The sequence below is a fragment of the Pseudomonas sp. Pseusp88 genome (genome assembly GCF_047303955.1).
In the GTDB taxonomy this organism is placed as follows: Bacteria; Pseudomonadota; Gammaproteobacteria; order Pseudomonadales; family Pseudomonadaceae; genus Aquipseudomonas.
The window spans coordinates 284,308-310,566 of the sequence record NZ_JBGLYM010000003.1; the positions used below are offsets into that span (position 1 = coordinate 284,308).

A 26,259-nucleotide genomic window follows, 5' to 3' on the forward strand; every position below is an offset into this window, starting at 1 on the left:
AAACCTGAAACAACTGAGGAAGCGAGAAAACGAAGAATGGCCCTGCCAGGTCGATAAAAACACGTCCATGCAGCTTCTCTGAAGCCGATGCGGCGACGTTGACTTTTATCAGCAAAGTCGCACCGGCGCAGGCTCCGCTGTCGCGTCAGGCAGATGCCAGCTCTGTCCTCAGGTAGCGCGCATGCGCAACGCCGCACGGCTCAAGCGCTGACGGCGGTAAAAAAGCCGCTTCACCCCTTCAGCTGACAGCATGTAGACCAGGCTGATTGCCAACACCGCCACCAGGATAGGCAATGGCAGTGGCACCAGGCCGAACCATGATGCCGCCGGACTGTACGGCAACCCCACGGCCAGCAGGCCGATGCAGGCGGCACTGATCAGCAGCGGTTTTGCCGGGCGGCTTTGGTAAAACGGCCGGTAAGTGCGCACGATGAATATCGTCAGCAACTGGGTCAGCAGCGACTCCACGAACCAGCCGCTGCGGAAAACGTCGGGGCCCTTTTGTGCCAGAAGGTACAGGGCCACGAATGTGAGCATGTCGAACGCTGAGCTGACCAGTCCGAACACCACCATGAAGTTGCGAATCTCGGTGATGTTCCACCGGTGGGGGGTGTTTTCCCATTCCCGGTCAACGTTGTCGCTGGCAATGCCCATGGACGGGATATCAGACAGGAAGTTATTGAGCAGTATTTGCTTGGCCAGCATCGGCAGAAAAGGCAACACCAGGGAAGCAAAGGCCATGCTGATCATGTTGCCGAAATTGGCACTGGAAACGATGGAAATGTACTTCAAGGTATTGGCGAAGGTATGCCGCCCCTCTTCAATGCCCTCGCGCAAAACATCCAGATTGTGTTCCAGCAATACGAAGTCGGCTGCCTGCTTTGCCACGTCGGCGGCGTTATCCACGGATATCCCGATATCGGCTATCTGCAGCGCCGGAGCATCATTGATGCCATCGCCCAGGTAGCCGACGACGTGCCCGGTCTTCTGCAGGGCGCGAATAATCCGTTCTTTCTGGTTGGGATCGACTTCAGCGAATAGGGTCGTCAGCGGCGCGAGATGCATCAAGGCTTCGTCTTTCATCGCCGACAGCTCGGCGCCGGTGATGATTCGGTCTACGGGCAGGCCCACGGCCCTGCCAACGTGGCGCGCAACCAGATGACTGTCGCCACTGATGATCTTCACTTGCACCCCCAGTCGGTCGAGGCTGGCGAGGGTGTCTTTCACCCCGGGTTCCGGAGGGTCGAAGAACAGTAGAAAGCCGCGAAAGGTCATGTCCTTTTCTTCATCCCGACCATAGTGCGGCTGATCCGGCAATGCGCGCGTGGCCAGGCCCAGGACTCTGAAGCCCTGCTCGCTCCAGTCCGCAAAACGCTGCGCAATCGTCGCACGCTCCGCCTGGGTAAGTGCCAGTACCTGTTCGCCCCGGCGCAAGTGCGTACAGACCTCAAGTACGTTATCCAAGGCACCCTTGGTCACCATCAGCCTGCCGGCCTCTGGCGCATTGGCCACTACCACGCTCAGTCGCTTGCGGACGAAGTCATAGGGCACTTCATCTACTTTGGTCACAGCAGGACATCGGGCCAGTTCATTGCCCGCAAGCGTGATGGCATCGTCCATCGCATTGCTCATACCGGTCTGCAAACTCGAGTTGAATACCGCCAACTGCAGAACATCGCGGTCGACAATGCCCTCAATGTCCATGGCGCCATCCAGCACGACGACACCCCGGGTCAATGTGCCTGTCTTGTCGGTACACAGGATATCCATCGCCCCCAGGTTTTCGATGGCATTGAGGTGACGCACGATGACGCCTTTAGTCGCCATGCGCTGCGCACCTTTGGCCAGCGTGATGCTCAGGATCGCTGGCAACAGCTCCGGTGACAGCCCGATGGACAACGCGATGGCAAACAACAGGGTGTCGAGAGTTGGCCGATGCAGCAGAATATTGATGCCGAACACCACGATGGTGATCACCAGCATCACGCGCAACAGTAAGCCGCCGAAGCGCCTTACGCCGCGTTCGAACTCGGTTTCGGGCGGACGCAACGCCAGTGTCTTGGCGATACGGCCAATTTCACTCTCCGGCGCATATCGCGTGACCAGGACCTCCGCTGTGCCGCTGCGCACCGATGTACCCATGAATACGCAATTGCGCCGCTGCCCCAGCGCGGCGTCGGCGGCGCAGTCGCCCGGTAATTTTTCCACCGGAAAGGTTTCGCCAGTCAGCAGACCCTCGCTGACGAAACAATCGAGCGCCTGCAGGATTCGGCCATCAGCCGCAATCAGGCTGCCGGCGCTGAGTAACAAGACATCCCCCGGCACCACTTCACTGGCGGCAACGTCCACGGGCTTGCCCTCACGACGTACCATCGCACGCAGAGCGATCTTGCTGCGTAGTTGCTCAACTGCATGACTGGCCCGGTTTTCGTACCAGGCACTAAGTACCGCACTGATAAATACAATGCAGGCGACGATCGCGGCATCCAGCCAGTCCCCCACCAGCACAGCCACCAGCGCGCCAACAATGAGAATAATGACCAGGGGGGTGAGCATTTGCTCTATTACCAGTCTGACCAAACCCTGAGGCCGATCCTTGGCCTTGGCTGGAGCACTGCGCATTCGGACACTTGCCTGGGCATGGCTCACCCCCTCGGGTGTGCTATCCAGGGTATTTAATACCTGGTTGACCGGCGGGCTCCAATAATCGGTGCTTGTGAAGCGTGCAGGCTGCTTGACCGAGAATTGCCATTCGCGATGTGCCAGCCAGAGGCCCGGCAGCATCGGTAACCAGAAGGTCAGACCTCGGAATAACAATGTGGCCGAAAGCGCCACCGCAATGTTCACTCCAACCCAGTGCAAGGTCACCACCGCCGCAGCTTCAAAGGCCCCGAGACCACCTGGCACAATGCCGATACTGCGCAGCACACTGGCCAGCATAAAACCGGCAAACAGACCCAGCGGCGGTGCTGATACGCCTAGTGCACGAACAAGCAACCATAACGTTGCGCTGTCCAGCACGATGATCAACAACTCCAACACGGTAATGCGCCAGAATAAACTGCGGCTGCGTACCCGTTGTTTATCCGCCTCGGTGAGCAGTGAAACCACTCTGGCAATCATCGAAAAACGTTGACCGGGCAAATATTTCAACAGCTTCGTATTACCAGCCAAAAGTGGCGTCACGACTGCCAGTAGCAGGCTCGCTGCGACAAACACCAGACACGCCGTCATGACCGCAGCCGTCGCATGCCCCTGCAAGATCACCACCGGTAACGCTACACCGACTGAGACGGCATAAGCCAGGTAGTACCCCGACACATCCAGTACCAGGCTTGCCAGAACCAGCGGTTTTGCGAAGCCAAGGCGTACGAATGAAGCAACGACAGCAAAGGCTCCGCTTATTCCTGAGGACGGCAGGGCTTGATCGACAAACAGCTTCATCACGCTGAGTTTACTGGCCTCCCAAAGTGAAAGCCGTTGTACCCCGGCGTTGAGCACTTCTCGAAAAACCTGCCCCTGCGCCATATAAGTGCACGCTTGCAGAGCAAAGGCGGCCAATAGCCATAGCGGCTCTGCCTGCGTCAGTAAGCGCGTGAATGACTCGACGTCAGTAAATTGCAATGAGACGCCAATTACTGTCGCAAACATCGCCGCCCCCAGCAGCCATGTCAGCCAGAGCGCAGAACGACTATACGTGTGCCCGTCGTCAAGAACAGACGAATGGGTGAAACCGGACGTGGGCGGTTTGACAGGCATGTCATGCCCCTGAGCGAGTCAGTCGAGTGTCTGATTCTGGCCCGGTATTGGCGAGCGCGCCTGATCCATGTCAAGGCACGTCGGACTGAACCCTCCAAACGCAGCCGGCCTTTCTCAACTGACGCGCTGATGGCCTGCGTCGGCAAAGCCAATTCACGGTTTTACGACCATCAAACTGCAGGAAGTGCGATTCAGCACACTCTCGGCAGTGCTGCCAATCCGGTGATAAAACCGGTTGCGATGGGCCGTTCCAAGCACTACTACGTCGAAGGCATTCTCACTGGCGAACAGGCTGATCACGTGGGGGGGGATACCTGTCAGCGCATGTTGGTATTTCTTCTCGATACCATGGCGTTCAGCGATCGCATCAAAGGCCTCCTGTTGAGCGTCACTGACCGCGTCACTCAAGCTGCCGTACAGGCTTCGGGTTGGCATAGCGGTGCTTGAGTCACCGACTACCGACCAGTTGCCGACATTGAGCAGGTGCAGTTGCGCTTCACAGGCAAGCGCCAGTGTCTGGGCCAGTTCGAGGATTCGCGCATTCAGTCCGGATGTCAGCTCTTCAAGATGAGAAAGATCAACGGCCGCGAGTATCTTCAAAGGCTTTGCGCGTCTGGCGTCGGTGACCAAGTGCAGGGATATTCGACAATCGCGCAGCAACAGCCAATCCAGGGGGCGATGGAAGGTCCGGTCGAGCGCCGAAACATACTGGATATCCTTGACCACGAGGTCGGCTCGAAAATCGTTCACATAGACCAACACGTGCTCCAGGCTTGGCTTTTCCCAAAGCACTTCACTGGTGACGTTGAGCCCTGTGCGTCGTTGAAAGCAGGCCTCCTCCTCCAACCATTTACGGTGAACCTGCAGGTAGCCTTCCCTGGCCTGGGCCATCGCGTCATGGTCAAACAAGCCAGCCACCACGAGCGATGCAACGTAATCAAACGCCACGATATGCAACGACGCCCCCGTTGCAAGTGCCAGCGCCTGGGCCCGGTCAAAGGCCGGAGTGCGCATCATCTCTGCGGGCGCTATCAATAAAATTCGTTTGAGTTTCAGCATGGCATACCTCGGTCGGGGGCGCGCGTTGGCTTCTGACCGCAGCCCAACTCCAGGTCGAACAGCCAGCCCGTCATTCCAACTGAAAAATCATCATTCGAGTATCGGTCGCTACTCAATGTGGACTCTGACTTTTGTCAACTCCCGGCCTGCACCCAGTTAGAGACGCGATGGCGGGCTCACTCGATCCTTGTTGATATAGCTCAATACGCTCCCGTGGTCCGGGCGTAGAAACGACTGACAGGACACTCGCGATGCCCGGCAGTCATCAACTCCGACAGAGGACGACCCCATGGCTTGTGTAAACCGGGCCAGAGCAATCAGCGGTGTTGGGCGCTGCCATGCTTTCTTTGAGTCAAACTCATGAAAAAGAACCATCAGTGGAACCTGTCTTACTTTCTGATTGCGTTTGTCGTGTTCACCCTTCTGCAGTTTCTGTGGACGGAACGTAGCGCGGTGCAAAGCATCCCGTACAGCCAGTTTCTGCAATTGTTGAACGAGCAGAAGGTCACTGACCTGCGAGTGGAGAAGGATCAGATCAGCGGCAAACTGCAGGTGCCCATCAATGGCCACAGCCTGTTTTCCACGGTGCGAGTCGACCCGGCGCTGGCCGCCGATCTCGCTGCATCGGGTGCCAGCTTTACCGGGGCCAATGACAATACGTTTTTGAGTGGCCTGCTGGGCTGGCTGCTGCCGTTTATCCTGATCATGGTGATCTGGCATTTTATGTTTCGTGGCATGGCGGAAAAACAAGGTCTCGGTGGGTTGATGAGTATTGGCAAGTCACGGGCGAAGGTGTTTGTCCAACGCGATACGGGCATCACCTTCGCGGATGTCGCGGGTATCGACGAGGCCAAGGCCGAACTGGTGGAAATCGTCTCGTTCCTGAAGGACAAGGCCAGGTACGCAAGGCTGGGCGCACATATTCCAAAAGGCACGTTACTGGTTGGTCCGCCGGGGACCGGCAAGACCCTGGTGGCCAAAGCCATCGCCGGTGAGGCCGGGGTGCCGTTTTTCTCGATCTCGGGATCGGAGTTCGTCGAAATGTTTGTCGGCGTGGGCGCCGCCCGGGTCCACGACCTGTTCGAGCAAGCGAGAAACGCCGCGCCTTGCATCATTTTTATTGATGAATTGGATGCTCTGGGAAAGATGCGCGGTGTAGGTGTATTGGGCGGTAACGATGAGAAAGAACAAACCCTTAACCAGCTTCTGGCAGAGCTGGACGGGTTCGATCCGCGAGAAGGCGTCGTACTCCTGGCCGCGACCAATCGCCCCGAAATTCTCGACCCGGCCCTGCTCCGGGCCGGCCGCATCGACCGCCAGGTAGTGATTGATCGCCCTGATCGTCAAGGGCGCCAGGCGATCGTCAGGGTTCATCTGCAGAAAATCACCGTGGACCCAACGCTGGATAGCGCGCGTATCGCCGAGATCACCACCGGTTTTACCGGCGCGGACCTGGCCAATCTGGTCAACGAGGCTGCTATTGTCGCCACCCGCCGTGGCGCGGAAACGGTGGGCCTCGACGACTTCACTGCTGCGGTCGAGCGTATCGTGGCGGGGCTCGAACGCAAGAGCAGTTTGCTGCGCCCCGAAGAACGCCAGGTGGTGGCGTACCACGAAATGGGGCATGCCCTGGCCGCGAGTCACCTACCGGCCATGGACCCCGTGCACAAGGTGTCGATTGTACCTCGCGCCATTGGTTCTCTCGGCTACACCCTGCAGCGCCCTACAGAAGATCATTTTTTGATCAGTTGCCAGATGCTCAAGGACCGTATCGTTGTGTTGATGGCCGGACGTGCCGCCGAGGATCTGGTTTATGGCCAGACGTCCACCGGAGCTGCGGATGATCTTGTTCGTGCAACGGATATAGCCAGGCAGTTGATAACCCGTTTTGGCATGAGCCCCGAGCTCGGCCAACCGGTACTTGAGCAGCAAAACGTTACCTACCTGGGTGAGCAGATGCAAAGCAACCGCGTGAGAGATTATTCGGAACAGACGGCCAGGGAAATCGACTTGGGGATTCGCGCGCTGCTCGACGATGCCTACGGGCGGGCCAAGGCCCTGCTCCAGGCGCATCGCGCCGATCTGGATAAAGGCGCTCGGCTGCTGATGGAAAAGGAAAGTCTGACGGCAGAAGAGTTCGCCCCCCTCAGGCCCATGCAATCTACGCCTGTTCATGGCGCGACGTCGCCGATGGTCTCCGGCTGAGGCTGATATTAAAAACGTTGGTAGAAGTGCGGTTCAAACGCCGTTGAAGCCATAAAGCCTTATTGACTTATATCAATAAAACCCCGCTTTTCTCCGAAGCGCACTCATCCCGGTCAGTGCTTGCCCTGCTCGTTTCCGTGCCGTTTGGGCTGCGAATCAACTCCAACACCGGGTGAACGGCATGACCTCCAGAATCCTGGCCAATGCATACGATGACCCCGCAGGGCTGAAACAATAAGCGATTTGAAGCTGCCCGCCAGGGTAACGCAGAATCTCTACATGGAGATATCGTGCTACGCCCCTGTATAGAGCCGCCCATCTACCCTGCAATTATTTGAGCCGCACACTCATACATATAGCCTCCTGCCGGATTCACAGGCGCCTATATACCAAAATCGATCAACCCTCTTCGTATAATAGCGACTACAGTGCCTGACTAACTCCACGTGCTTTCCAATAGATTCGACCCTCGCCAGGAGCACTAATATGAATGAGCCATCAATTGTCAGTCTCAGGCAACCGCTTAAAAGAAACTGTACGAGTTGTGGCGTACATGAACTTTGCCTTTCGGCGGGTATGAATTCAGGCGATACGGAGCGCTTGTCAACCATCGTGCCGCAGCGCCTCAAAGTGCGCAAAGGGACCACGCTCTACCGTGCAGGGGATCCGTTGCGATCGCTATACGCTGTGCACGTAGGTTTTTTCAAGACCACCATGTCATCCGAGGACGGTCGTGAACAAGTGACCGGCTTTCACATGGGTGGAGAACTGATGGGAGGCGACGCGATCAGCAATGCCATGCATCTCTGTGATGCGGTCGCCCTTGAGGACAGCGAGGTTTGCCCTATTCACTTCAACCAACTGGAAAAACTCTCCCGCGAACTGCCCTCTCTGCAACACAACCTCAATCGCATACTCAGCCAGGAAATCGTCCAAAACCATGAAATGCTGATGTTGATGGGTAATCTCAGCGCTGAAGAGCGTATGGCGGCCTTTTTGCTGAACCTGTCCTGCCGCATGGGTAAACGAGGTTACTCGCCGACTGCTTTCGTCTTGCGGATGACTCGCGAGGATATCGGTTCCTACTTGGGATTGCGCCTTGAAACCATCTGCCGGGCCATCGCTGTTCTGCGTGATAACGGCATAGTAAGCATCTCCGGCCGCGCGGTAGAAATTCTCAACGTCTCGCGACTCCAACACCTGATCAATGGCGTTGGTCATAGCTCACGCGCGCTTTAGTTCCGGTTGAAAGGTACCCCTCGGTACTGGCGTTTAGTCATGTATCCCGCGAAGGTCACAAGGTATTGTCCGGGCTCGCACCGAGCATGACAGTGTTTGACAAATCTCAACACAGTCAGGTTAAAGAAGTTTAAAAAACTGGTTTCCACAACGGGTAAATTCCCGTGCCACGGAAATGGAGATACTGCTATGAGTGATTTAAGCCTGCGCAAAAACATACAGGCCGAACTGGAGTTCCGCCCGGATATCAACCCGGCAAATATCGGTGTTACCGTCGAAAATGGCATAGTGACACTCTCGGGCCATGTCACTACTTACGCACAGAAACTTGCAACCGAACGGGCTGTGAAAGTCATGAAAGGCGTGCGGGCCATCGCCGAAGAAATCGAAGTACGCCCTGTCGGTGAGGATCATGTTACAGACGACATGATCGCAGCTCGGGCCGCCAATATCATCACCTGGACGACAAACGCCCCTGAGGGTTCGATAAAAGTCACGGTTCGAGCTGGCTGGGTAGAGCTCGAAGGCCAGACAGATTGGCAGTTCGAGCGGGATTCGATTCTACGGGCCGTCCACAAGCTGACCGGAGTGGTTGGTGTGACCAATAAACTGACACTGCGCCCTCGTCTTGATGTGAGGAATATCAAGGGCCGTATCGAGGAGGCGCTCAAGCGCAATGCCGAAATCGATGCCGGACAAATTCAGGTCAACGTCGACGGTGATGTAGTCAGGCTTCGGGGCAATATTCACCTGCTGCATGAGCGCGACATTATCGAGCGTGCTGCATGGGCCGTGCCTGGCGTAAGCAAGGTGGAAGATTACCTGATGGTGGCCTGATGGCTGATTCGGCTCCAGCAGCGCAACTTCCGCCCCCTGTTTCCGGAAAAGGAGCATTGGAGAACGCGCTGTTCGAAAGGCACTGCAATAAGCCGAAGTCTCGAACCCGGATGCAAAAACGGGCAGCGGGTTGTGACTTACCCCTCATCACTGTGAAGCGATGGGGGGCTATGTGTCCAGTTCCATCACCTGTCCAACCCCGCCCCCGTCGGCCGCTGCATAGTCAGATGAGGGATCAGCCCCGCCTCTCGCCTTATGTCCGGCCAAACGGAGCGTCGATGAACAGAGGAATATTCGATCCCGTTCTGCTGGCCCTTTGCCTGGGCGTACTGGTGGCAGGCGTGATCCTCGACGCGCTTGAATATTCTGCCCTTGCCCATGGAGTCTGGGCGTCGGTATCGGTGCTCATCGGGCTTATCCTTGCCGCCGAGGTCCTCATCAATCTGGCAAGAGGCATGGTAGGTGTTGACCTCACAGCTCTGCTCTCGATTCTCGGTGCACTGTATTTTTCTCAATTCCTGGTCGCTGCGGTGGTCTGCGTCATGCTCGCTTCGGGGCGCACGCTTGAGTATTTCTCCTCCCATCGTGCCGAACGCGAACTCAAACACCTGATACAGCGCGCTCCTACCTTCGCCTGGACGATTGACGGCGAGCAACTGTTTCACACGCCGCTTGCGCAAATTGTCCCCGGGCAGCGCATCCTCGTGCGCATGGGCGATGTCATCCCCCTCGACGGGCAATTGCTTGATACCTGCGCGACCGTGGATGAGTCTGCCCTGACGGGAGAGCCCATGCCGGTCCAGTACGCTTGCACTGCCGAACTCAGAAGCGGCGCAGTGAATGTCGGACCGGCTTTTTCGTTGACGGTGACCCGCAGCGCCGAGCAGAGCACCTATGCCGGTATAGTGAAGATGGCGCAGACCGCGCAGCACTCACGCGCCCCCTTTGTCAGAGCAGCGGACCGATATGCATTGTTGCTCGTCCCCGTCACGCTCCTGCTGGCAGCTGGCGCCTGGCTCTGGACTCACGATCCTTTACGAGCATTGGCGGTGGTGGTTGTATCGACGCCTTGCCCGCTGATTCTGGCAGTTCCCATCGCTATCCTGTCGGGCATTTCTCGCTGTGCCCGACGCGGCATCCTGGTCAAGGACGGCGCCACGCTGGAGGCGATGGCCAAGACCAGAATCCTCATGCTGGACAAAACAGGCACGCTCACCACCGGCCATGCGTCTGTTCAACGCGTAGAGACGGTTGGAGATATCACGGGAGAACGTCTGCTCTATCTGGCGGGATCACTTGCTCAAGGCTCGCCTCATCCGGTATCGGGGGCAATCGTGGAGGCGGCTCGCAGGCGTAGTCCCACCCTTCCCCTGGCAATCCCGACTCAACTGCAGGAGCACCCGGGCGCCGGCATTTGCGGCGTAATCGAGGGGTATGAGGTCCGACTGGGCAGCCTGACCTTCGTCACCCGTGAAAATGACCCGTGGGCCACTGGCTTGCTGGCTCGTCTGGATTATCAGGGGCTGGGCGCGAGTTTCATCGCCATGAACGCCAGGGTGTGTGGCGCGATTTTATTTTCCGACCCGCCACGCGTCGAGTCGGCTTCAGTCCTGCGCAGGATCCGGCGCATGGGGGTAGAAAAAATCGTCATGCTGACGGGAGATCGCCTGGCCAGCGCGCTGTGGGTGGCGACCTCGGCTGGGGTTGAGGATGTCAGAGCTGACCTCAGCCCGCAGGACAAGGTCAAGGCCGTGCAAGACAGCTGCGCCCTGGGCATCACGATGATGATCGGTGACGGCATTAACGACGCGCCAGCGCTAGCTGCGGCGGATATCGGCGTAGCGATGGGTGCCAATGGCGCCAGCGCCGCATCGGAGGCCGCTGGCGTCGTATTGCTGCTTGACCGCCTCGACCGCGTGGCACAGGCCCTGGAAATATCAAAACGCTCCTGCGCCATCGCCCGGCAAAGCATGCTGATTGGCATGAGTCTTTCTTTCATCGCCATGCTGGCTGCGGCCGCCGGTTATCTTGCCCCGCTCATGGGCGCCATCCTGCAGGAACTGATTGATGTCGGTGTCATACTTAATGCTTTGCGAGCACTGAGCAGCCCTGGCTGGCGTCGCCTGCCGGCCGTGGCCAGTGAGCAGTTGCAACAGCTTGCCGCCGAGCACCTGAACCTGATGCAGGTGCTGGAACAACTCGGGGCACTGGCCCGGGACTTTCACCATCTGTCACCAGAACAGGCGAAGACCCGATTGCGAGCACTTATCGACAGGGTCGAGCAACAACTGCTGCCCCATGAGCGCAATGATGAAAGTCGACTCTATCCGCAACTGCTTGCCTACCTTCATGGCGACGATCCGCTGGCGGCGCTGAGCCATACGCATCGCGAGATATTCCGCCTGGTCGGCCTGTTGAAGCACTTGAACGAAGGGCTATGCAGCAATCCACCCACCATTACCCTGGACGAGGTACATGACGCGCTGATCCGTCTGGATGCACTGGTGGCGCTGCACTTTGCGCAAGAGGAAGAGCTATACCGAAGCCTGGACCAACAGTGACGACAGACCCGCACCGCAGGTCCATGCAGGATGAAACGAAAAGAGCAGCGCCGGACACCACTTTACCGGTGTCTGATCCAGATCAGATTGATGTGCAGGCAATGGCGTAAAAAAAAGAACAAATCGTGCGTTCTGTCAGCAACGCCGACCTTACGAACCGCCTGGAGGATCCGCTCATGCTCAACATCAAGGACCACAATGATCGGGCCGCGGCTGCCTACGCTGCGGTTGTCGACAGACACTGGATCGAAGCACTCAAGGATGGCCGTCATGTGTTGATCCGGCCCCTGGCGGAAAAGGACCGTGACCGCGAGTACGCCTTTATCAAACGCCTGTCTCCCGAGTCCCGGCACATGCGTTTCCTCGCACAGATCAATGAACCCGACACTGTGTTACTCAACCAACTAATGGATACCGATAACAAAAAACGCCTGGCTTATATCGCGCTGACGCATGAAAACAGTCAGTTGATCGAGATCGGCGTCGCCCGCTACGCCGCCACCGGCGAAAGTGAGTGCGAATGCGCGATCACGGTCGCCGATGAATGGAAGCACCTGGGCCTGGGCACCCTGTTGATGGAGCATCTGATAAAGGCTGCGCGCAAGAACGGATTTCGTCATATGTATTCAGTGGACGCCTCGAACAATACGCCTATGCGGAAATTGGCCGAAACCCTGGGCTTCGAGACGCACAATGATCCTGACGATAGCCGTCAAGTCATTCATCGCTTGCATCTGTAACCTGTCTTCGAATGAGGAGGATCGACAATGAACGATCTGGAGCTACGGCGCAGCATTCTGGATGAGCTGGAATTCCAGCCCTATCTCGACGCAGCCGCCATTGGGGTAACCGTGAACAATGGCATCGTCTGTCTGTCAGGGCATGTACGAACCTATGCCGAAAAAATTGCGGCTGAACGTGCAGTCAAGGGGGTAAAGGGTGTCAAGGCCGTGGCAGAAGAGATTGAAGTTCGCGTACCTGGTGACAAAGATATCGACGATGAGACCATCGCTTCCCGCTGCCTGGATGTTATTCGCTGGAACAGCGCTCTTCCTGACGACAAGATACTGATCAAGGTTCAGCAGGGCCGGGTCACCCTGGAAGGTGAAGTCGAATGGCAGTATCAGAAGGAAGCGGCACAAAGCGCCGTGAGTAAACTGGCGGGGGTTGTCGAGATCAATAACATTTTAAAGGTATGCCCCAAGTCGACTCCCGAAGACATAAAGGCGCGTATTGACGCCGCACTGGCGCGCAATGCGGAACTGGACGCGAGAAAAATCCGGGTCACTGTCGAAGGTAAAACAGTAAAACTCGAAGGCCATGTTCATCTATGGCTCGAGCGCAAGGCGGCGCAAAACACTGCCTGGGCGGTCCCGGGGGTCGAGCATGTGGAAAACCATCTGCTGATTGCCTAGGGCTGCAATGGCTATGCAATTTCAAGGCTTCACATCGATCCCATGAGATAGACCCTGCCACTTGTCAGACAAGGATGATACGTCGCGAACACCTGTCACCGGTCAGTCCGCAAACAAAACCCCCACCAACGAATCGAGCCGCTCGCGCAATGATCGCCACCCGGAACGCGGCAACGAAGGATGATCAAGGGCACCCACCACGAGCAGGCAGCAGGCCGGGTGCCTGGCCACAATCCGCTCGGCGGTGTTCCCCAGGCAGGTGTCCAGCGCCTCATGAGGGGAGCGCCCAATCACCATCACATCGCACTGTTGCGGCACCACCAAATGACTCAGCGTGGCCAGCGGACGTCCATCGAGAAGGTGGCAGTTTTGCGCCGGTATAGCATGGTACCCGGCTATTCTCGCCAAGCGGGCTTCACAGTGTCGACGCTGCGTGGCCATCTCATGGTTCCAGCCCGCCATGGAGGCAAAGTCGAAGGCATGCACCAGATGAACTGCAGCACCGAAGGGTGCGGCCAATTGCAGGGCGGCCCGGACGACCTGCTCGTCCAGTGATGGCCCTTGGCCCTGAGCTACCAGGTCAAGGGCAGCCATTACTTTTTCAGGGCCATGCACTGCCGCAGCCGACTGCAGCAGTACAGGCGCCCGGCACTCACGCAGCAATCGCCAATCGAGAGGCATGATAAAGGGGCGGCCATCCAGTGAATATTCCTCCTGAAGCTTGATCAGCAAGTCGGGGTCGACCCGCTCCTGCGTATCAATCAGAGAATCGTGCAGGGATAGGCTCCAAGGGTAAATGGCCACAATCGATACGCCATGGATTGAGGAGCCCAGTTGGGCCAACCCGGCCTGCAGCCAGGCCTGAACCCGCGCAAGGTGCAGCTTGTTTTCAAGTGACCGTTCAGGGGCCCCTGTCGATTCTACAGAGGTGGCGAGCATGACCGGCACGCAAATGTGCAATACGGCACCATGAGCCCGGGCCAGTTCAACGGCGTATGCCAACACTCTACCCAGCGGCTTGTCCGGGTCCAGCACCAACAGCAGCTTGTGATAATTGCTCATGGACATACCTGTGATCTGCGCGCCGGGTAACCCTCGTACTCGACCCATTCGATGCATGAAGGGCGACCCCGAGACTCGGTCAGGCCGAAGCACTCGACGGGCGCACAAAGGGCGGCAGTTTGACTGCCAGCACATTGCAGCCAGGGCTCTCCAGAATGCCCTCCGTGGTGTACCCCACCTGGGTCTGCAACAGGTGATGATTGGCCGAACCGATGATCAGCAGCTCATACGGATTGCGTTGCAGAAGTCCGCGAATAACTGTGACGGGCGTCCCGACAAGGAAATGCCGATGTTGCGGATCAATGTTGTATTGAGTGGCCAGGGCCTCGAAGACCTCCTTGCGGGCTGCGTAATTCGCAGGCTCCGCGCTTGATATCAACGGCACTCTTTTCGCCATGCCACTGTCATAAATGCTAATCATGTCCAGCGAGGCTTCATTGAGGCTCGCCATGTGGTGGGCCTCTGTCAGTATCTGATCATTCTCTTGCTGCATGCCCTCGGCCTCCAGTTCAATATCCACGGCGACAAGGAACCTTCTGCAGGTGGCACCGCTCGAGCGATCGACATACAACACGGAAACCGGGCTGGCACACAGCAGATCCCAGTCCATACACGAAAACACCAGGCGTTTCAGGTGAGCGTCGTCGTGAAAATCCTTGATTATCAGCGCTGCGTTGACTTTTTTCGCATAGGCAATCATGTCCTTGACGAGCGAATCGGCCCACACCACATCGTAATGGGCGTCCACTCCTTGTTCACGTAGCAGAACCGTCTCGGTATTGAGCCAGAAGCGATGGGTATCGATCATCCCCTGGCGTGCCTTGTCACGGGTGCAGGGATGACGATGGCCTAACCAGTCCACCATTTGGTCGTGCACGAAAGCTACCAGATGCAGCGATGCGCCAAGGTTCTTTGCCAGTGCACCGGCATAATCAATCGCCGGGGAATGGACAGCCTGGTGGGGAGTGATAAGCATCAATCGCATGGGCTGAATCATGACGCGCCTCCGGGTGACTGGAAGGGTGGTGCTGAATGGACACCTGCCCATAGACTGCACGCCAGAACGGTGATTGATTTGACTTTGCTCAATAACTGCGCAATGCCTGCTCGCTGATAACCCTCGACGTCCTTCTCCCATCCAGGCCAACATCGCCTCTGCCCGCGCGCGAAAAGTTCTCGACAGATCATCTGCAGAAGGCAGAGGGAAAAGCGGCAGGCGTACTTAGCAGATCTAAGACCGCATTGACTGGTCACGTCGAATGCAACCGGGTCGTCAGGTGAATGCAATCACCCGGCAGGTTGGCGCACTAGCGTGATGCTAAGCAGCATGCCCGCTCCCAGGCAGCACGCGATGCACAACAGCGCGATTATGAAGGCATGTGTAATCGACGACGGGTCGCTGTTCGTACCAAGGACGGTATAGAAAATCCCGCCAACCACTGCAACGCTCAGCGCTGTGCTGATTTGCAGGGTTGAGCTGGCGATACCGGCAATCATGCCGGAATAGGCTGGCGCTACCCGTCCTGTCACCATCCGCATGAGGGTAGGCAGTCCGAGTCCTTGGCCGAAACCGATGATAAACAGAATGAGAGCAAGCAACTGGGGCACTGGATACCCACCGGTCGGTGTCACCAGGATGAGCCCTGCCAGACCAAAAAAACCGGCGGACTCCAGCGCAAGGCCAATCGGATTGACATAGACACCGAACACGCGCTTAAAAATTGGCGTTAACAGCGGTCCCAACAGAAATCCTGCGCCAAAAGGCAGGAACACGAGCCCCGCGCTCAGCGCGGATACGCTAAGTGCATTTTGCAAGTAGACCGAGAACAACAGGAAAAACGGTGCGATGGTGTAGTACAACAATGCAACCACCAGTGCACGCCCCAGCCCCGGAGCCTTCAACGCCGCCGGAACCAGCAGTGGTGCCCCACCGGCGCGACCCAGACGGGCTTCGTAACGCCAGAATATCCCCGCCAGCATCGGCACTGCGATCAGCGAGCCCCAGGACCACAGAGGCCAGCCCATCTCGCGCCCCTCGATCAATGGGACGATGAGCGCGCCCAGAGTCAACATCGACAGGGTCATTCCGCCCAGATCGAGCTTGACCGTGTTACGCGCACGGGTTTCCTTGAGCACGGGAATGCCGAACAGCACGATCAAGGCTGCGACCGGAAGATTGACGAGGAAGATAGTCCGCCACCCCAAGCCCATCAGATCCAGCGAAATCAGGATACCGCCCAACGCCTGGCCGACCACCGCAGCCAACCCGAAGACCGCGCCATACAGGCTAAGCGCGAGCGGCTTTTCCGATTCGGGAAAGATCGCCTGCACCGACGCGAGTGCCTGTGGTGCCATCACTGCGGCGGTCACGCCCTGTAATGCACGCCCGGCGACCAGCGCCCAAGGCGACCACGCGCAGCCACACAAAAGTGATGCGGCTGCAAAACCGATCAGGCCGAGAAAAAACATACGGCCGCGTCCGTAAATGTCGCCAAGCCGCCCACCGGTAATCAGCGTCACGGCATAAAGCCCCGCATAGGTCGAAATGACCAGTTGTTCAGCGGCGGCCGAGGCCCCCAGATCCTGCCTGACCGATGGCAGTGCGACGTTGATGATAAAAAAATCCAGCGGTGGCAGAAACGCACCGACCAGCAGAATCACGAACATTGCCCACCGGCGTGGTTCAGGCGGGGAAACATCTTCCCGGGACATGAATGCCTCCAGACACAAGAGTGTGGATATCAAAAGAGGGCGCGCATCGCGGGACTGGCCATGCCATGCGCGCGAAGCAACTAGAAGGGGGTCAAAGTCGTTCGAATCTTTCCGAACCGGCGACAGGCTTCCAGTTTGCCAACGGGGTGAGGAAGTGCAGCTCGAAACGGCGTGACGTGAATCGCCAATGCCCTTCCCTGCGTTCGTAGCGATCGTGATAAAGGCCACTGACCTGGACAGGGCCTTGCTCAGCGTCATGAAACAGGCAGTCTGCGGCGACGGTAGCTGTCGCCATCGCTCCGTCGATGTGAATCATGGGATTGGACATCCAATGATGCATGTGGGGCATTTGCAGCCAACTCCTTTGGGCCATGGCCAGTATCTCTTCACGGTTTCCCCCTCCGCCGAAGCCCGGGAGGTCCAGGGTCGCGTCGTCATGCCAGAGGGTGCGCAGGAGATCGCTGTCCATCAGGTCAAACGCATTGGCGTAGCCAGATATCAACGATTCAATCGCCACGCGACTTTCCAGTGCCTCCAGGCGGGCAACCAGGGTTTCAACAGTCATGGATAGATCCCTTTGTCAGTGAATGAGTCAGGCCTGTTCGGTCCGGCTGAGGGTTGCGCCAAGCCAGTGTGAAATCACTTCGAAGACCTCGTCGCTGTTGCGCTCATAGATCAACCCGTGACCGTTGCCATGGATGCCGAGGGCCGGCAGATCGAGGTGGTCGACGTGGGCGCCGGCATTGCGCAGGAACGGCACGATGCTGCTGGCGAAGGAAGCGAACACGGACGTTTCTCCGGTCACAAGGCCGACAGGAACGCCCTTGAGCGCAGGAATTCTCAGTGTCGCGGGATCGGCAGCCCGTACCTGTGCCGCCGTTGCGCAAGGAGGATCGAAGGTGATGGGCGCCGCCGTGAGTCCCCAGTCCAGGGCGCCGATACCGGGTGTTTCGCCGAATACCGGCCCCATCGGCTCGACCGCAACAATGGCCGCGATCATGCCTGGCCTGCAGTCCGCCAATAACCACCCGTCCGGGCCCGATGCTGAATGGGTAACGATGATTGCCCTGCCGATACGATCCAGCAGTTGGCCCAGGCGCTCGGCATCCAGAGCCTGCGAGGCCGCCAGATCAGCTGGCATGGGCCCATAGGCTGCGATGAAAGCATCGAAGGCGGCTTCGTCGTCTATTTCAAACGGCCACCGGGTCTCCCCTCCTCCTTGCGGAAAGTAAACCTCACGGGCGCGCTCGTAGGAAAATGCAGGCCCCATCGGTCCCATAATCTCAGGATGGTAGGGTGAGCGGCCGTGGCCTGGCCGATCGACGCAAAACACAGCGTACCCATCTTCGATGAAACGTTGCGCCCACCCGGGACGACCGTCAGGGGTCGTGAGCCATTCAGTGCCTTGCAAAGTGCCGCCGTGCACCAGCACCACCGGGTACGGCTGGGTGACACGCTCGGGTGACTCCCATGCCACGAACATGGGGCCTCTCTGGAAGTGCTGACCCTCTTTGACAACACGCGGCCCGGTGAGCCAGAAATACCCGCGCCGCGAGCTGATAAGCGGCGCACTGAGCAAAGGTTGTGCCTGCAGATCAGGCGCCAGCGTGTTCCTGGAGAGGCTGGCGAACACCGACCAGTCCCGATCCCCCAAGCCGTTGGCAACAGCCCCTGACATGGCGACGCGTACGACCCTGGCGGCAGGCAGCTCCAGCCCCTTGCTGGCAGCGGCATCGAAGGCAAGGTCAACATCCTTCAAGCCAAGGGAGAGCTTGAAGCCGGGCTCGTGAATACCATTGGCAATGGCGTGTCCATAACGTTGATAGCTCGGGCAGGCGAAAAGGGTTTGAGTGACGATTTCGGTGAAATCCGCAGGCCGTACGCCGTATGCCTCGGCCAGGCTGTTGGCTTCACTCAGAGACTCAATCGCCTGGGTGATCATCATGTTGCCGGCGATCTTCGCGATACAGGCCAGCACAGGTCGTTCGCCCAGCCGCCAGGTCTTTTTTCCAAGCACATCGAACAGCGGCTGAATCTTCTCGATTGCCCAGGCGGCCCCAGCCGCCAAAATGTTCACTTCACCTTTGGCCACTGTTGCGGGCACGCCGAATACCGGCGCAGCCACTAGCGCAATACCGGCGTGATCATGCCGCTCATGCATCTGATCAATCAGAGCGGGCGAAAGCGTTGACATCACGATGTGAATGCAGTGCTCGACGGCACCCGCCAATGCATTGGAGTCCAACAGTACCTGCTGCACTGCACGGTCATCAGCGAGCATACTGATGACCACTTCTTGCTCAAAAGCCATGGCAGGGTCATGAAGCGCAATCACGCCTTCAAGCCCCAGCAGTGCCTGAGGGCTGCGGTTCCAGGCACTCACGCGATGACCTGCAGCGATCAGCCGTGGGATCATCACCCGCCCCATGCTCCCCACGCCAATAAATCCGATGTTCATCAATGATCCTCCGCCTGTCTTTGGCTGTTACGGGGCCATTGTGCGAGCCGCAGGGTTGCGACGGGACTGCCATTGCTGCATCTTCGCCGTTCACTTTTGTACGAGGTAAGTCATGGACTGGAATGACCTGCGCGTTTTTCTGGCCATCGCCCGCGGAGGCTCCCTGGGCGCGGCCGCGAAACTGTTGGGCGTCAGTCACCCCACTGTGGGGCGGCGCCTTCATGTGCTCGAGCAGGACAGTGGTCAGGTGTTCTTTCGCCGCACTGCAACAGGGCTGGTGCTGACCGACAGTGGCGAGCTCATCTTCGAATTGGCCAAGGAGATGGAACGTAGCGCGCTGACGATCGAGCGGCGTATTGCCGGTGAAAGCGATCAGCCGGAAGGCCTGCTGCGGATTTCATCGGCGGACTGGTTTGCCAGCTACGTGCTGGGCCCCGTGTTGAGCGAACTGCTTCGTCGCCACCCTCTGATCGTGCCCGAAGTGATCGCCGGACACCGTTTGTTCGACCTGACACGCAGGGAAGCCGACATTGCGTTTCGGATCGTTCCTTTTACCGAACCGGACATTGTTCAGCGACGCCTGACCACCATGAGCTACGGGTTGTACGTGGGTGCGCAACAACCGTTCTGCCCGGGCCCCGATGGCGAAGGGATCGGCCTGGTGACCATGAACACCGCGCAAGCGCATTATCCAGACGTACTCTGGCTGCAAAACCTGTATCCACGGGCCAGAGTCGTATTCACCAGTAGCAGCCGTACGGTGCAGGCGCGGATGTGCGCCCTCGGTCTCGGGATATGCGTGCTGCCACGCGCGCTGGGTGATCAGTTGCCCGCCCTCAGACTGCTGGACATCGGCCAATCACCGCCAGGACGCGATATCTGGATGGGCTACCACCACGATATGCGGCAGATGGATCGGCTTCGCGCATTCGCCGACATCGCCGGCCAGATGATTGGCGACGACTGATCGACGCGCAGGCTTGCAGTCGAGTGGATTGAACTTGACCCGGCATCATTGCTGCCAAAATGGCCTTGGTCGTGGCGCCAGTCAGCGTGACGGCATCCACCCCCTGAACGATGGCCAGTCAACCCGCCCAATTGATCCTGGTTAGGTTAATCATTCGTCCAGCGTTGCTGAATAAGGTGTACGATTCAGATCGTCCATTAGAACCTGACCCGAATGTCAACGGATAGCGAAGAGGCCCGCCATATTGCGGTATCTCTGACTCGCCGCGTTGGCCATAGCCCTACCAGTGCTCAGGTCGCCACAGCGATTATTGCGACACTGCAAGACATGGACATCGCTCTGTCGCCCATCATTGGACGCAAAGGTGTTGTGGCGCTTTATCGCCGCAGCCTTCACCTTTGCGAGTCTACACATCCCGATCTCACCGGCGCATTCGACAGCACGCTGGATCAGCTGGATCCCTCGTGCCTCGAATCTTTGCTCCAACAGCAGAATCCAGAGGACGCTCTGCGTCTTGGAAACCACCTGCTCCGCACGCTTTACCAATTGCTCAGCACGCTGATCGGGGTGTCACTCACCTCGCGTTTGCTGGACGCTGTGTTTGAAGCTCCGTTGAGCGCCCTCCCCGCGCAGGACACTTCGTCATGAACACCAAAGTGATAATCAACCGTCTGGCCACTGGCGTTCCCGGGCTGGATGAAGTGCTTGGCGGGGGGCTGCCGGAGTTTTCATTCAACCTGATCGCCGGTCCTCCTGGCTGTGGCAAAACCACGCTGGCGCATCAAATGATGTTTGCGCTGGCCACGCCCGAGCGCCCTGCCCTGTTTTTCACCGTACTGGGCGAGCCGCCGCTCAAAATGCTGCGCTATCAGCAGCAGTTCGACTTTTTCGACAACGACGCAATCAACCATTCAGTACGCTACGTCAACCTGGCAGACGATACGCTGGCAGGAGACCTCGATGAGGTGCTTCGGCGTATTGTCGCCGAGGTGGAGGCTTATAGCCCTGCACTGGTCTTTGTCGATTCTTTCCGCTCTGTCGTGCTGGCCAGCCAGACACAGAACAACCCCAACAACAACCTGCCGCAATTCATCCAGCAACTCGGCATGTTGATGACCACCTGGCAGGCCACCACTTTCCTGATCGGCGAATACTTCACCGAGGCTGACACCAATCCCATCTTTACCGTGGCTGACGGCCTGATCTGGCTGCGCCAGAGCGTGCAGCGCAATTCCATGGTTCGCAAAATGGAAATCATGAAGATGCGTGGCCAGCCGACACTGCCAGGTCTTCACACCTTCCGCATCAGCGCTGGCGGCATCAACGTGTTCGCGCCGGCGGGCCTGAGCGCCTCAGTGCCCCTGATTCAGGCACACACGAAAACCGTCACGACCAGACGCCTGAAAATGGGCGTGCCGCGCCTGGATGAGATGCTCGGTGGCGGCCTGCCGCAAGGTTATTCGTTGTTGGTGGCCGGCCCATCAGGTTCCGGTAAAAGTATTCTGGCGGCCAAGTTTCTGACCCAAGGTGCCCTCGAGGGTGAGACCGGTGTGATTGCGGTGTTCGAGCAGCGCCCCAACCACTCTCAGAACGCGACGCTCGCCAGCCTGATCGCAGACGGCAAGATTGGCCTGGTGGATAGCCGCTCTCCAGACCTGTCGATCGATGAAGTCGTCCATTTGCTCTTGAAAGAGATCAGCCGGCTAAAAGCGACACGGGTGGTCATCGACTCGCTTTCAGGCTTCGAACTGGCACTGGCACCGACCTTTCGCGAGGACTTCCGCGAGTCGCTTTCGCGCATGGTCACGGCACTTACTCATGCTGGCGTCAGCGTTTTGATGACGTCGGAACTGGAAGATCGCTACACCGACCTGCGCTTCAGCCCCTACGGCACGGCCTTCCTGACGGATGCGATCATTGTTCAGCGCTATATCGAAGTACAGAGTCGCCTGCTGCGCATCATGGCGGTGGTCAAGGTGCGTGCCAGCGACCATAGCGACGAACTGCGTCTTTACCGCATAGATGATGATGGCATCCAGATCGGCGATATGCTCACTAACCAGGAAGGCCTGCTCGGTGGCAGCCCGACCCGACAGCGTGGTGCTGAGTCAGCCCATGGGTCGGATCAGTATGAGACGTAAAACGTCATGACTGACATTCGCAGTCAGAACGAGCGCGCCATGGCACGCGCCGCCAGCGAATTGCTGGTGCTCGGGCAGAAAACTCTTGAAGCCCGCGCCGTACTGGCCGCACTGGAACGAACGCTGATCGAAACCCAGGATCGAGTCAGCGACCGCCAACACACAGCAAACCTGCTGGAGGTCAACCAACAGTTGGTGATGACGATACTTGCCGCACAGGCCGATGCTGAATCCCTGCGTGCGGCCTCTTCGGACGGCCAGTATCCGATGCTGCGTGACGCCAACGAACAATTGGTCGTTGCGGCACTGAGTGCCCAGAATCTACAGACCCTGGCAGAGCGCGCATTGGATCACGAACGCAAGATCCTCGTTGTGGTAGCGCATGAGTTGCGCAACCCACTGACCCCTATCAGCCTGATTGCAGGAAGAATCAGCCGCGCCACTGCCGATGAGCTACCCAGGTTTCAGGCCCTGCTCGAACGCCAGGTGCTACAGCTCTCCAGGCTGGTGGACGATCTGCTCGACTTGTCGCGGGCCAGCACGGGCAAGCTGCGGTTAGAGTTATCAGTGATGGATGTCGTGCCGATCATTCAGGCAGTCATCGACTTCAGCCTGCCAATGGCTGTTGCGCGACAACTAAAGTTGATCAGCCACTTGCCTGAAGGGCCTCTCTACGTCATGGGTGACTTGGCCCGCCTCGAGCAGGTCTTCACCAACATTTTGAACAACGCCATCAAATACACGCCCAGACAGGGGATCATCACAATCACGGTAAGCGTCGATAAAAAGCTGCTGCGTTTAAGCGTCGCGGATAATGGGATAGGGATCTCGGCAAACACGCTTCCCGACATCTTTGACCCGTTTGTTCAGGATGAGAACGCTGTGGGTTTCAACAAGGTGGGGCTGGGCATTGGCCTGACCGTGGTGCGCGAACTGGTTGAATCCCATGGCGGAACGGTTATCGCGCTCAGCGATGGGAAGGACTTGGGTAGTGAATTTGTGGTGACGCTGCCATTGGCATGCTGATCTTACTGGCCACACTCGATGCAATCATAACGTGGCTGCAATGGTGTTAGACATTGTGCGCAGAAGGATAGGCTGTCCAGGCAGAAAGTTGTACGCAGGGATCATCAGGGACTGAAGGGACCCGATGCCCCCTGCATTTGCAATACCGCCAGGCCTGACTCAATAGTTGCTTTTGTTGACGCAGGTATGGGTGATCTGGTTATTACCGTCATTGGCATCGAAATCAGTCACCACATCATTTTTGTCGAACGTTAGTGTGATCACACAGATACCTTTGCGGACGGAGGTATCCCAGTTATTGGTAGTGACCATTACGCCGTTTTGCATTTCAGTGGAGCTGCCAAGGTAGATGTTTCGATTGTAGGAACCATCCATGAACCACTGGAGTTTCTTCTCACCACTTTCCCTGGATACAAATTTCCGATCAGGCTGACCGTAAGAGTCGATCGCTTGAGCCAATGTTTTTCCTCGCCACATTTGCCGCGCAATGATTTCATCGATGCCGCCAGTGGTACCGCATCCTGAAATCAGCATGCCGACAAAAGCCAACACCAGCAGGGGATATTTATCGGGTTTTCGCATACAGACACTTTCCATTAAATAGGCCAGCGCCATTCCAATACTCGACCGCACTGCCTTAATATTTTGGCTCAAAAAATAGAAGCTCCCTTTATCACCTGTTCGCTGCAAGCCGGGCAGTGGCTGGCGCCCTTTGACAACATCTGCCTCGCCGTCACTGATGCATCCATTATGGCTTCATTGAACGGCCTCTGAATCAAGACAGCTGAGTACAGCTTAATACTGACCCAGCGATCAAGCGCAAGGCAATAGTGCAGCTGTGCTATTGCGTTATGTTGATAGCGCCGGTTTTATAAGACGCCAACGACAACAGTATTATTTATCTAGTCGACAGCCATATCTTGGGTGCTGGGGAATAGTGGGAAAAGATGACTTTATTGAAAAAAACAGCAGCAGCCACTCTGGTTTTAGCCATCACTCTGGGTCTGAGCATTCAAAACTCGTCACCCGTGCAGGCAGCGGACAACAAGGTATTCGAGGCTGCCAGCCTGCCCGTGTCGGATGTATCTTTGGGAGCCTTTCCCTACATCGCGCTTCCCAACGGATATGTCATCGCAACCACGCCCGATGTCTCCGACTTCGATCAGGTACCCTTCTGGACCGGCGATCACCTTGAAGTGGTGGAAGGCAAGGTCTGGTCAGCCCATATCGATGCCGCGCAGGGCAAGGCATTCTCCGATCTGGAATTGCAGCGTAATCTCGAATCGGTGGTGTCGTCCTTGGGCGGCAGCAAGATCTTCGACGGCAGAATTGCGCAGGACGCGAGCCAGAAGATCAAAGACTGGCCGCGGGACTTCGCGCTCAAATACAACAGTGGCCTGGGCGACATTTGGAACAACGCGACGCAGGTGTTTGTTATCCATCGTGCTGACCGCGATATCTGGATTCACTTGTGCAGCTATTCTTTTGGCGGCGGCCTGCTTATTGCCGAAACCAAACCGCTGCAAATTACTGCCAGCCTGTTGCCGGTCAGCGAACTGAAAGCGCAGATAGATAAAACCGGCAAGGTGGCATTGCACGTAAACTTCGCGACTGACCAGACGCGCATCCTTCCGGACTCACAGCCACAGATTGAGCAAGTGGTGCAGTTACTCAAGCAAAATACATCGTTGAAATTGGCCGTTAATGGCTACACCGATCACACCGGTGATCCGGAGCACAATAAGACGCTGTCATACGGCCGCGCCAAGGCCGTCGTCGCCGCCATCACCGCCAAGGGCATCGACGCGGCCAGGTTATCTGCTGCCGGCTTTGGCGATGCTGACCCGGTGGCTGACAATGCCACAGAAGCGGGCAAAGCACAAAACCGCAGGGTCGAGCTGGTCAAGAAGGACTAAGCGCGCCCAGGATCGGCCACAAGTGGCCCCTGCACCGATAACAAAACAGGCACCATTAGCTGTCACTGGCCGGCTCTACGATGGCAGGCGGCAATGTAATTATCACGGGAGGGTTTGAGATGTTCGCTACAAAGATGAACAAGCTTTTCAACGTCCTGATCCCTCAACGCCTCGATAATTGACCAGTGCTCGCGACGCGCGCGTTCCAGCTGGTCAGCCACCACCAATGACGATGAGCGGACTGAGTGTGCTCGTTGCGCATGGTCCCGAATCGCCGCGACTAATACCGGGTTGTCAGAAAGCCCGAACAGCAGTTCGTGAAAGCGCATGTTAGCCCTGAAAGCTCCCCGCAGATTGCCCGACTGAACCATCTCATCGTGGAGTTGCTGCGTTGCTGTCAACGCGTCAAGTGCGCTTTGGGGAAGCGGGAACTTGATCAGGCGCACGCACTGGCATTCCAGCAATTCCCGAACGGCGTAGAGATCTTCGACCTCTTTGGCTGTGTACGCCTTTACCAGCGCTCCGATATTTCGCTTGCGCTCGACCAGCCCCATCCGCTCCAGCTCTACCAGAACCTGGCGTACCACATGTCGCTTGAGACCAAAGCGCTCCAACAGCTCGTCCTCTACCAGACGTTCACGAGGGTGAAGGAAACCCAGGACTATCTCTTCCTCAAGGATGCTGACGGCCTGTTCCAGGCCTACGGAGCCTACATTTTCAACGAGTTGCATGGGTTGATGCCTTGGCACTGCACGTGAATTAAGTGGTGAGACTGCCACAAAACCTGTGCATTCGCAGCAAGTGGGGGGTTGAACATCCCGCGATAAAGGTCCTTGCGCAACGTCCCTGGTCGTGATTTCATGCGCAGCAACCGATTATCAATAATCTAGTCGATAATAAAA

General features: G+C 57.6%; 20 protein-coding genes. 11 read left to right on the forward strand and 9 right to left on the reverse strand.

Translation table 11 applies throughout. The features are described from left to right. Positions 1 to 168: 168 nt before the first annotated feature. Positions 169 to 3,759 carry a magnesium-translocating P-type ATPase gene (mgtA, locus tag ACCD02_RS05860; protein ID WP_413299335.1) on the reverse strand — a complete coding sequence of 1,197 codons (3,591 nt, stop codon included), beginning with the start codon at positions 3,757 to 3,759 and terminating at the stop codon, positions 169 to 171. A gap of 153 nt (positions 3,760 to 3,912) precedes the next feature. Further along, on the reverse strand, positions 3,913 to 4,818 hold the full coding sequence (locus ACCD02_RS05865; RefSeq protein WP_413299337.1) for a universal stress protein: 906 nt from the start codon (positions 4,816 to 4,818) through the stop codon (positions 3,913 to 3,915). 360 nt (positions 4,819 to 5,178) lie between these two features. Here ACCD02_RS05865 and ftsH point away from each other — a divergent pair, with 360 nt between their 5' ends. From ftsH to ACCD02_RS05895, 6 genes are all read left to right on the forward strand, one after another. Continuing rightward, entirely contained in the window at positions 5,179 to 7,023 is a 1,845-nt protein-coding gene (gene ftsH, locus ACCD02_RS05870; RefSeq protein WP_413299339.1) for an ATP-dependent zinc metalloprotease FtsH, read from the forward strand. 486 nt (positions 7,024 to 7,509) lie between these two features. Then, on the forward strand, positions 7,510 to 8,262 hold the full coding sequence (locus ACCD02_RS05875; RefSeq protein WP_413299341.1) for a helix-turn-helix domain-containing protein: 753 nt from the start codon (positions 7,510 to 7,512) through the stop codon (positions 8,260 to 8,262). 189 nt (positions 8,263 to 8,451) lie between these two features. Continuing rightward, on the forward strand, positions 8,452 to 9,099 hold the full coding sequence (locus ACCD02_RS05880) for a BON domain-containing protein (RefSeq protein ID WP_413299343.1): 648 nt from the start codon (positions 8,452 to 8,454) through the stop codon (positions 9,097 to 9,099). 278 nt (positions 9,100 to 9,377) lie between these two features. Continuing rightward, complete coding sequence (locus tag ACCD02_RS05885; RefSeq protein ID WP_413299345.1) at positions 9,378 to 11,660, forward strand: heavy metal translocating P-type ATPase; 2,283 nt, start codon at positions 9,378 to 9,380, stop codon at positions 11,658 to 11,660. Positions 11,661 to 11,836: 176 nt separating this feature from the next. Beyond that, the gene (locus ACCD02_RS05890) at positions 11,837 to 12,400 is read left to right on the forward strand and encodes an N-acetyltransferase family protein (protein WP_413299613.1); all 564 of its coding nucleotides are present in this window, start codon (positions 11,837 to 11,839) and stop codon (positions 12,398 to 12,400) included. Positions 12,401 to 12,427: 27 nt separating this feature from the next. After that, entirely contained in the window at positions 12,428 to 13,075 is a 648-nt protein-coding gene (locus ACCD02_RS05895) for a BON domain-containing protein (protein WP_413299347.1), read from the forward strand. Between the two features lie 102 nt (positions 13,076 to 13,177). On the opposite strand, the gene ACCD02_RS05900 is transcribed toward ACCD02_RS05895, so the two are convergent. From ACCD02_RS05900 to ACCD02_RS05920, 5 genes are all read right to left on the reverse strand, one after another. Beyond that, positions 13,178 to 14,137: a universal stress protein gene (locus ACCD02_RS05900; RefSeq protein ID WP_413299349.1), complete on the reverse strand. Its 960-nt coding sequence runs from the start codon at positions 14,135 to 14,137 to the stop codon at positions 13,178 to 13,180. A gap of 79 nt (positions 14,138 to 14,216) precedes the next feature. Beyond that, a complete protein-coding gene (locus tag ACCD02_RS05905) occupies positions 14,217 to 15,134 on the reverse strand; it encodes a universal stress protein (protein ID WP_413299351.1) in 918 nt (305 codons plus the stop codon). 290 nt (positions 15,135 to 15,424) lie between these two features. After that, positions 15,425 to 16,849 carry an MFS transporter gene (locus tag ACCD02_RS05910; RefSeq protein WP_413299353.1) on the reverse strand — a complete coding sequence of 475 codons (1,425 nt, stop codon included), beginning with the start codon at positions 16,847 to 16,849 and terminating at the stop codon, positions 15,425 to 15,427. Between the two features lie 91 nt (positions 16,850 to 16,940). Then, a complete protein-coding gene (locus tag ACCD02_RS05915; protein ID WP_413299355.1) occupies positions 16,941 to 17,414 on the reverse strand; it encodes a nuclear transport factor 2 family protein in 474 nt (157 codons plus the stop codon). A gap of 27 nt (positions 17,415 to 17,441) precedes the next feature. Next, on the reverse strand, positions 17,442 to 19,307 hold the full coding sequence (locus ACCD02_RS05920; RefSeq protein ID WP_413299357.1) for an NAD(P)-binding domain-containing protein: 1,866 nt from the start codon (positions 19,305 to 19,307) through the stop codon (positions 17,442 to 17,444). A 112-nt stretch (positions 19,308 to 19,419) separates the two neighbouring features. On the opposite strand from ACCD02_RS05920, the gene ACCD02_RS05925 reads away from it, so the two are divergent. From ACCD02_RS05925 to ACCD02_RS05940, 4 genes are all read left to right on the forward strand, one after another. Continuing rightward, entirely contained in the window at positions 19,420 to 20,274 is an 855-nt protein-coding gene (locus ACCD02_RS05925) for a LysR family transcriptional regulator (RefSeq protein WP_413299359.1), read from the forward strand. Positions 20,275 to 20,601: 327 nt separating this feature from the next. Continuing rightward, positions 20,602 to 20,922 carry a hypothetical protein gene (locus ACCD02_RS05930; protein WP_413299360.1) on the forward strand — a complete coding sequence of 107 codons (321 nt, stop codon included), beginning with the start codon at positions 20,602 to 20,604 and terminating at the stop codon, positions 20,920 to 20,922. Then, positions 20,919 to 22,415: an RAD55 family ATPase gene (locus ACCD02_RS05935; protein ID WP_413299362.1), complete on the forward strand. Its 1,497-nt coding sequence runs from the start codon at positions 20,919 to 20,921 to the stop codon at positions 22,413 to 22,415. Before ACCD02_RS05930 ends, ACCD02_RS05935 begins: the two co-directional genes overlap by 4 nt. A 6-nt stretch (positions 22,416 to 22,421) precedes the next feature. Continuing rightward, on the forward strand, positions 22,422 to 23,441 hold the full coding sequence (locus tag ACCD02_RS05940; protein ID WP_413299364.1) for a sensor histidine kinase: 1,020 nt from the start codon (positions 22,422 to 22,424) through the stop codon (positions 23,439 to 23,441). A 159-nt stretch (positions 23,442 to 23,600) separates the two neighbouring features. Here ACCD02_RS05940 and ACCD02_RS05945 read toward each other — a convergent pair whose 3' ends face one another. Further along, the gene (locus ACCD02_RS05945; RefSeq protein WP_413299366.1) at positions 23,601 to 24,056 is read right to left on the reverse strand and encodes a hypothetical protein; all 456 of its coding nucleotides are present in this window, start codon (positions 24,054 to 24,056) and stop codon (positions 23,601 to 23,603) included. Positions 24,057 to 24,388: 332 nt separating this feature from the next. Between ACCD02_RS05945 and ACCD02_RS05950 the strand changes: the two genes are divergently transcribed. Beyond that, positions 24,389 to 25,357 carry an OmpA family protein gene (locus ACCD02_RS05950; RefSeq protein WP_413299368.1) on the forward strand — a complete coding sequence of 323 codons (969 nt, stop codon included), beginning with the start codon at positions 24,389 to 24,391 and terminating at the stop codon, positions 25,355 to 25,357. Positions 25,358 to 25,419: 62 nt separating this feature from the next. Here ACCD02_RS05950 and ACCD02_RS05955 read toward each other — a convergent pair whose 3' ends face one another. Continuing rightward, the gene (locus ACCD02_RS05955; RefSeq protein WP_413299370.1) at positions 25,420 to 26,088 is read right to left on the reverse strand and encodes a GntR family transcriptional regulator; all 669 of its coding nucleotides are present in this window, start codon (positions 26,086 to 26,088) and stop codon (positions 25,420 to 25,422) included. Between the last annotated feature and the right edge of the window lie 171 nt (positions 26,089 to 26,259).

Bases quoted from the DNA above. Each gene is read 5' to 3' on its own strand.
- ACCD02_RS05875 (WP_413299341.1), top strand. From the start codon at position 7,510: ATGAATGAGCCATCAATTGTCAGTCTCAGGCAACCGCTTAAAAGAAAC.
- ACCD02_RS05920 (WP_413299357.1), bottom strand. From the start codon at position 19,307: ATGAACATCGGATTTATTGGCGTGGGGAGCATGGGGCGGGTGATGATC.
- ACCD02_RS05910 (WP_413299353.1), bottom strand. From the start codon at position 16,849: ATGTCCCGGGAAGATGTTTCCCCGCCTGAACCACGCCGGTGGGCAATG.
- ACCD02_RS05955 (WP_413299370.1), bottom strand. From the start codon at position 26,088: ATGCAACTCGTTGAAAATGTAGGCTCCGTAGGCCTGGAACAGGCCGTC.
- ACCD02_RS05915 (WP_413299355.1), bottom strand. From the start codon at position 17,414: ATGACTGTTGAAACCCTGGTTGCCCGCCTGGAGGCACTGGAAAGTCGC.
- ACCD02_RS05865 (WP_413299337.1), bottom strand. From the start codon at position 4,818: ATGCTGAAACTCAAACGAATTTTATTGATAGCGCCCGCAGAGATGATG.
- ACCD02_RS05880 (WP_413299343.1), top strand. From the start codon at position 8,452: ATGAGTGATTTAAGCCTGCGCAAAAACATACAGGCCGAACTGGAGTTC.
- ACCD02_RS05895 (WP_413299347.1), top strand. From the start codon at position 12,428: ATGAACGATCTGGAGCTACGGCGCAGCATTCTGGATGAGCTGGAATTC.
- ftsH (WP_413299339.1), top strand. From the start codon at position 5,179: ATGAAAAAGAACCATCAGTGGAACCTGTCTTACTTTCTGATTGCGTTT.
- ACCD02_RS05950 (WP_413299368.1), top strand. From the start codon at position 24,389: ATGACTTTATTGAAAAAAACAGCAGCAGCCACTCTGGTTTTAGCCATC.
- ACCD02_RS05940 (WP_413299364.1), top strand. From the start codon at position 22,422: ATGACTGACATTCGCAGTCAGAACGAGCGCGCCATGGCACGCGCCGCC.
- ACCD02_RS05935 (WP_413299362.1), top strand. From the start codon at position 20,919: ATGAACACCAAAGTGATAATCAACCGTCTGGCCACTGGCGTTCCCGGG.
- ACCD02_RS05900 (WP_413299349.1), bottom strand. From the start codon at position 14,137: ATGAGCAATTATCACAAGCTGCTGTTGGTGCTGGACCCGGACAAGCCG.
- ACCD02_RS05905 (WP_413299351.1), bottom strand. From the start codon at position 15,134: ATGATTCAGCCCATGCGATTGATGCTTATCACTCCCCACCAGGCTGTC.
- ACCD02_RS05885 (WP_413299345.1), top strand. From the start codon at position 9,378: ATGAACAGAGGAATATTCGATCCCGTTCTGCTGGCCCTTTGCCTGGGC.
- mgtA (WP_413299335.1), bottom strand. From the start codon at position 3,759: ATGCCTGTCAAACCGCCCACGTCCGGTTTCACCCATTCGTCTGTTCTT.
- ACCD02_RS05930 (WP_413299360.1), top strand. From the start codon at position 20,602: ATGGACATCGCTCTGTCGCCCATCATTGGACGCAAAGGTGTTGTGGCG.
- ACCD02_RS05890 (WP_413299613.1), top strand. From the start codon at position 11,837: ATGCTCAACATCAAGGACCACAATGATCGGGCCGCGGCTGCCTACGCT.
- ACCD02_RS05945 (WP_413299366.1), bottom strand. From the start codon at position 24,056: ATGGCGCTGGCCTATTTAATGGAAAGTGTCTGTATGCGAAAACCCGAT.
- ACCD02_RS05925 (WP_413299359.1), top strand. From the start codon at position 19,420: ATGGACTGGAATGACCTGCGCGTTTTTCTGGCCATCGCCCGCGGAGGC.